Raw genomic sequence first — 6,308 nt, 5'->3', positions numbered from 1 at the left:
ATGAGGTGACCCGCGTTGCCCGTGAGGTCGGCACCGAAGGGCGGCTGGGCGGCCGTGCAGAGGTCCGTGGGGTGTCGGGTGTCTGGAAGGACCTCACCGACAACGTCAACTTCATGGCCGACAACCTCACCTCCCAGGTCCGCAACATCGCCCAGGTCGCGACGGCGGTCGCCCAAGGCGATCTGGGCAAGAAGATCGACGTCGACGCGCAAGGAGAGATCCTCGAACTCAAGACCACCATCAACACCATGGTCAACCAGCTGTCGGCCTTCGCCGACGAGGTCATCCGCGTCGCCCGCGAGGTCGGTACCGAAGGAAATCTCGGCGGTCAGGCAGAGGTCCGCGGGGTGTCGGGCGAGTGGGAGGACCTCACCGACAACGTCAACTTCATGGCGTCCAACCTCACCACCCAGGTCCGTGCCATCGCCGAGGTGACCTCCGCCGTGACGCAGGGCGACATGTCACGCCAGATCACCGTCGAGACCCGAGGCGAGGTCTCCGAACTGAAGGACAACATCAATCTCATGGTCTCCAACCTCAGGGAGACCACCCGCGCCAAGGACTGGCTGGAGTCCAATCTCGCCCGCCTGGCCGGGCTGATGCAGGGCCACCGCGATCTCATGGAAGTCGCCGACCTGGTCCTGCGCGAACTCACCCCGCTGGTCAACGCACAGTACGGCGCCTTCTTCATGGCTCACACGGAGGACGACCGCAGCTCAGGCAAGGGCCTCGCGTACATCGCCGGTTACGGCTCGCAGGGGGCGATCGTCGATACTTCCGGGATGCCGGGCCACGGCTTGGTACAGCAGGCCGCTCTGGAGAAGAAGCGCATCCTCATAGAGGCGGCCCCACCTGATTACATCAAGATCAACTCAGGGCTCGGAGAGGGCGCACCGACGAGCGTAGTCATCATCCCCATCCTCTTCGAGGGCAAGGTCCTCGGCATCATCGAGCTGGCCTCGTTCTCCCGCTTCTCCGACGTGCACCTGGCCTTCTTCGACCAGTTCGTCGACACCATCGGTGTCGCGATCAACACCATCATCGCCAACTCCCGCACCGAGGCGCTGCTCAGTGAGTCCCAGCGACTTGCGACGCAGCTCCAGGAGCGGTCCGACGAACTACAGCGTCAGCAGGCCGAACTGCAGCGCTCCAATGATCAGCTGGAGGAGAAGGCGGACCTGCTGGCCTCCGCCTCGCAGTACAAGTCGGAGTTCCTGGCGAACATGTCGCATGAGCTGCGCTCCCCGCTGAGCTCACTGCTCATCTATGCACGGCTGCTGTCCGACAACGCGGACGACAACCTCGCCGAAGAGGAGGTGCAGTTCGCGAACAATATTTACCAAGCAGGCTCCGATCTGCTCCAGCTGATCAACGATATCCTGGACCTGTCGAAGGTCGAGGCCGGCCGGATGGATCTACGACCGAAGTACCTTCCGTTGGAGAAGCTGCTCGACTATGTGAATGCCACCCTCCGTCCGATCGCCATCGACCACGGGCTCGATTTCGAGATCGATATGTGTGAGGACGCGCCGCGTGACTTGTACTCCGACGAGCAGCGGCTTCAGCAGATTCTTCGCAACCTGCTGTCCAACGCGTTCAAATTCACTTCGGAAGGCCATGTCAAGCTGCGCGTGGAACGGGCCAAGGACATAGAGGACGAGTCACTGCGCGGGGTTGAGGACGTTATCGGCTTCACCGTCGAGGACACGGGCATCGGCATCCCACCCGAAAAGCTGTCTATGATCTTTGAGGCATTCGAGCAGGCGCACGGCCCCAGTGATCACAAGTACGGCGGCACGGGCCTGGGTCTTTCCATCAGCCGCGAGCTCGCCGGCCTGCTCGGCGGCAAGATCGTGGCCAAGAGCGAGCTGGGCCGGGGGAGCTCCTTCACGCTGTACGTCCCCGTGGTCTGCCCCGACCAGGCTCACCCGAGCGAGCCCAAACCAGGTCATGTCACTGCGATGGGGACCGTACTCGCGGAACCGCGGTCCGTCGCCGCCCCCGAGAACGCCGGCGACGCGATGGACCTGGCCACCCGCCGCAGGCAGGGCGACCAGTCGAGGCGTGCGATACCGCCGAAGGAGAAGAAGACCGGACACGCGACGCGAGCGCTGTCAGGCACCCGGGCCCTTATCGTCGACGACGACATCCGCATCGTCACCGCGCTCACTCATGTCCTGACACGGGTGGGGATGCCGGTGCTGCACGCCATGAACGGCAAGGAAGCGATCGACGTACTGGAGCAAAACCCCGATGTGTCGCTCGTCCTGATGGACATCATGATGCCCGTGATGGACGGTTACGAGGCCATGAGGGCCATCCGTAGCAATCCCCGCTACGCATATCTCCCGATCATCGCGCTTACCGCGAAGGCCATCTCCGGTGAGCGGGAGAAGGTGATTGCCAACGGCGCCAATGAGTACATGCAGAAACCCGCCGATGTGGACCGGTTGCTCGAAGTCGCATGCGACCTCCTGGATCCGGAGGCCGCCACCGAAAATCCACTCCCAACTGCGGAAGACTCCCGCTCCGAAGGCGACTCGATCACGGATGGGGGACTCTCGGCGCCTTGAGCATCACCAGCGGTGAGGACAGCCGCTGCGATCTTGCGGACACGTTCGGGATCGGCGATTGTGTCGATCTCGGTGATCTTGCCGTCGGCGACAGTGAAGCTCATCACGGCGAACGGCTGCCGCGCACGGTGACGACCAACCCCGGGGGCTGCGTTCACCAGCGCCGGGTGGAGGCGTGCGGCCGGCAGGGCGCCGCCCAGGAGCGCCTGCAGGGCGACAGTATCGGCGCCGCGGATACCGGTTGCCGGGGTCTGTGTCCACGATGCGCTGCAGGCCCCTGATCTGGCCTTTTGTCGTGTGCGGCCCTGCGAGGTTGGTCGTCTTGTTGCTGCCGTGACCCATCATCTCCGGGCCTTCTGGGTTCTCCGCTGTTGCATTCATGTACCCCTAGGGGGTATGGTCCGTGGCGTTCAGATACCCCCCAGGTGTATGAGGTGATAGAGATGTCAGGGACACCGGCACCAGTGGATCCGCGACGCTGGACCGCGCTCGCGTTCATCGCCATGGCCCAGTTCATGGTGATCATGGATACGTCGATCATTGGCGTGGCCCTGCCTGAGATGCAGGCCGATCTCGGTTTCACGCAGGGCGATCTGTCCTGGGTCTTCAATGCCTACGTTGTCGCGTTCGGTGGCCTGTTGCTGCTCGGCGGCCGTCTGTCGGACCTGTTCGGCGCGAGGCGGATGTTCAGCGCCGGCTGGGTCGTCCTGGCCGCCGGTTCACTGATGGCCGGTGTCGCGAACGAGATCTGGGTGGAGTTGGCCGGCCGGGCGGTGCAGGGCGCGGGCTCCGCACTGATCGCCCCGTCCGCGCTGACTTTGTTGATGATGCTCTTCGGCAGCAACCCCAAGGAGCTGACGAAGGCGTTCGCCCTCTACGGCGCCGCCGCACCGGCCGGCGGCACCGCCGGGGTCTTCCTTGGTGGTGTCATCACCCAATACACCAGCTGGCCCTGGGTGTTTTACATCAACATCCCGGTCGCTGTGATCACGCTGATCGCGATCCCTCGCCTGATGCCCTCGGCCCCTGCCCGCCGCGGTTCGATCGACATCGCCGGCGCGTTCACCGCCACCGCCGGTCTCGGCGCCATCGTCTACGCCGTCGTCCGTGCCCCCGAGGTCGGCTGGGCAGCGGCCGAGACCTGGCTGATCCTGGCCGCCGGACTGGCGCTGACCGGGCTGTTCGTCGCCGTTCAGGCCCGGCGCCGCGAGCCGCTGATGCGCCTGAGCATCTTGCGTACACCCAGCCTCGCCGGCGCCAACCTGGCCCAGCTGTTGCTGGCCGGCGCGTGGATTCCGATGTGGTTCTTCCTCAACCTCTATCTCCAGCAGGTCCTCGGACTGGGCGCCTTCGCCTCCGGCTCGGCGCTGCTGCCGATGACCGGCGCGGTCATGTTGATGATGATCGTGGCGGCACCGTGGTTCATGAGCCGCTTCGGGCCCAAGACGATGATCGTGTCCGGGATGGCGGCGCTGGCGGCGGGCATGCTGTGGCTGTCCTTCGTCCGCCCGGGCGGCAGCTACTGGATCGACGTGCTGCCCGCCTCGCTGGTCGCCGCGGTGGGCATGTCACTGGCTTTCATCCCCTCCCTGGGCATGGCCATCTCCAGCGCCCGCCCCGAGGAAGGCGGCCTGGCCTCCGGCATCGTCAACACCAGCTATCAGATCGGCTCGGCACTCGGCCTGGCCGCGATGACCGCCATCGCCGCCTCCCAGGGCGCCGAGGAGCTGGGCGACCTGACGGCTCTGACTGACGGCTTCTCCGCCGCCTTCATCGGCGCGGCGGCCATCGCCACCGCCGGCACCGTCCTCGCCGCCGCCACCCTGCGCAAGCCCGCACTGCAAGGCGGGGGAGCGTCCTCCCCCGAGACCCAGTCCGCGGTGAACCACTGAACCGCCGAACACCATCACCCAAGCCGCTGCCGGCCGGACCCCTCCGGCCGGCAGCGGCAGGTCACGAAGAGGAGAAGTCAAGCGCACGACCAACTCGCCGCATTCCGCGTCACCACCCGCAATGCCCTCAGGGAAGGCCAGGCGGGCCCAGCCAAGGAACCCCTCGAGTGCCAGCCGGGCATGTATCAGGCAATGGGCGTGACGGGCGCAGAGGCGGAAATTTTGCCTCATACCCCTTACGGGTATATGTTGCCTGGGCGACCGACCCGCATCCAACCTTGAGGGACGCCCATGCAGGACGACATCCGTGCCGGACACCAACAGCACCAGCAGCATGAGGCGCGCCAGCACCACGATGCCGAGATACCCGCCCAAGGCGCACATCAGCACGGTCACGGGCCGGTCGGCTGGGGCATGGCCGCCAAAGCAACCCTGCACTGCCTCACCGGCTGTGCCATCGGTGAAGTGCTCGGCATGGTCATCGGCACCGCCCTCGGCTGGGGCACCGTCCCGACGATGGCTCTGGCCATCGCGCTGGCCTTCTTCTTCGGCTACGCGCTGACGCTCTACGCCGTCACCAGAGCCGGGGTGAGCCTCAAAGCGGCGATCGGCGTTGCCCTGGCCGCCGACACCCTCTCCATCACCGTCATGGAGATCGTCGACAACGGCGTGCTGCTCGCGGTGCCCGGGGCGATGGAGGCGCACCTGTCGGACGGCCTGTTCTGGGGCGCGCTGGCCTTCGCCTTCGCCGTGGCGTTCCTGGTCACCACCCCCGTCAACAAATGGCTGATCGGCCGCGGCAAGGGCCACGCGGTGGTGCACCAATACCACCACTGACCATTGGTCGCGCGAATCACGGGCAGGACGGTTCTGGCCTGAACCGCTGCGCGGTCAGGCCAGAACGACGCAGCCACCCGGAGACACTGTGCCCGGCCAACTCCCGCACCAGCCTGCGGTCACAACCGCCCGACAAGCGCGGTCGCTTGTCGCATACCAGTCCGGGGTTGTGCCCGATCGGGTTTCAGATGGTGGTGTCGAGCGCGGTGGCGACTTGGTCGGCGAGGGTGACTGCGACGAGGCGTGCCTGCAGGGGTGGGACGGTGCCGGGGGTGGGATTGAGCATGAACCGTCCGTAGAAGCGGCCGCCGCTGAATATGCGCAGTTCGACCTCCTCGTCCGGCAGGCCCCGCCGGTCGACATCCCAGTGTCTGCCGCGCCAGGCCACGGTGCCGTCTTGCTCAAGACGTGGTGGGTAGCCGACCAGGCTCCCGTACTCGAAGCGGCACCCGCGCAGGCCGAGCAAGTCGGTGAGCTGCGCCCGGACGTGATCGATCACCACGTCGGTCGATTTCGCCGACTGCGTCAGCTCGGCGGTGTCGTGGATTCGGGCCAGGTAGCCGGCATCGGTGATGGCTATCACTTGCAGACGCCGAGCACGGGCGGCCAGTTGCGAGACCACCAGGCCCGCAGCGAGTAGCAGGCCCGCGGTCTGGAGGTCTGCGGACTTGGTGACGGTGAACCGCTGGTAGGGCTGGGTGAACAGAAAGTCGAACCATACGGCGGCCGATACCGCGGCGAGGGCGCCTGCGATACGGGGGCCGTTGGCGGCCACCGCTACGACGATCACGACCAGGACGAGCGCGACGTTGGTGTTCAGAAGATCCGAGCGAAACGGAACGAGCGCAGCCGAGACGGCCAGCGGGGCCACGAGTGCGGCCAAGATCGCGATGCGGTCCTTGCCCAGGTAGCGAGGCATCACCACGCACACCCCCGTCATGTTCTGCCGGCCCGTATCGACGCTCTATCCGTACCCGCTCCTGGTCTCACCCACCGGGACGTCGTG

Annotated in this window: 5 protein-coding genes; 4 read left to right on the top strand and 1 reads right to left on the bottom strand. The window is 66.0% G+C overall.

The annotated features are described in order from the left end of the window. The 4 genes from HKK74_RS13680 to HKK74_RS13665 all read left to right on the top strand — a co-directional run. Positions 1-2,573, top strand: a 2,573-nt coding sequence (locus HKK74_RS13680) for an ATP-binding protein (RefSeq protein ID WP_187243552.1), incomplete at its 5' end; no start/stop codon positions are given. Continuing rightward, positions 2,570-2,854, top strand: a complete 285-nt coding sequence (locus HKK74_RS13675) for a hypothetical protein (RefSeq protein WP_187243551.1) — start codon at positions 2,570-2,572, stop codon at positions 2,852-2,854. The genes HKK74_RS13680 and HKK74_RS13675, both read left to right, overlap by 4 nt. A 162-nt stretch (positions 2,855-3,016) precedes the next feature. Beyond that, on the top strand, positions 3,017-4,465 hold the full coding sequence (locus HKK74_RS13670) for an MFS transporter (protein ID WP_187243550.1): 1,449 nt from the start codon (positions 3,017-3,019) through the stop codon (positions 4,463-4,465). A gap of 291 nt (positions 4,466-4,756) precedes the next feature. Next, positions 4,757-5,302 carry a DUF4396 domain-containing protein gene (locus HKK74_RS13665; RefSeq protein ID WP_187243549.1) on the top strand — a complete coding sequence of 182 codons (546 nt, stop codon included), beginning with the start codon at positions 4,757-4,759 and terminating at the stop codon, positions 5,300-5,302. 184 nt (positions 5,303-5,486) lie between these two features. On the opposite strand, the gene HKK74_RS13660 is transcribed toward HKK74_RS13665, so the two are convergent. Then, positions 5,487-6,221: a DUF4118 domain-containing protein gene (locus tag HKK74_RS13660; RefSeq protein WP_187243548.1), complete on the bottom strand. Its 735-nt coding sequence runs from the start codon at positions 6,219-6,221 to the stop codon at positions 5,487-5,489. Positions 6,222-6,308: the final 87 nt, after the last annotated feature.

The organism is Actinomadura alba (assembly GCF_014323705.1).
GTDB lineage: Bacteria > Actinomycetota > Actinomycetes > Streptosporangiales > Streptosporangiaceae > Actinomadura_C > Actinomadura_C alba.
Note: the sequence above shows the minus strand (reverse complement) of the source record. Positions and strands in the feature narration are given on the sequence as shown.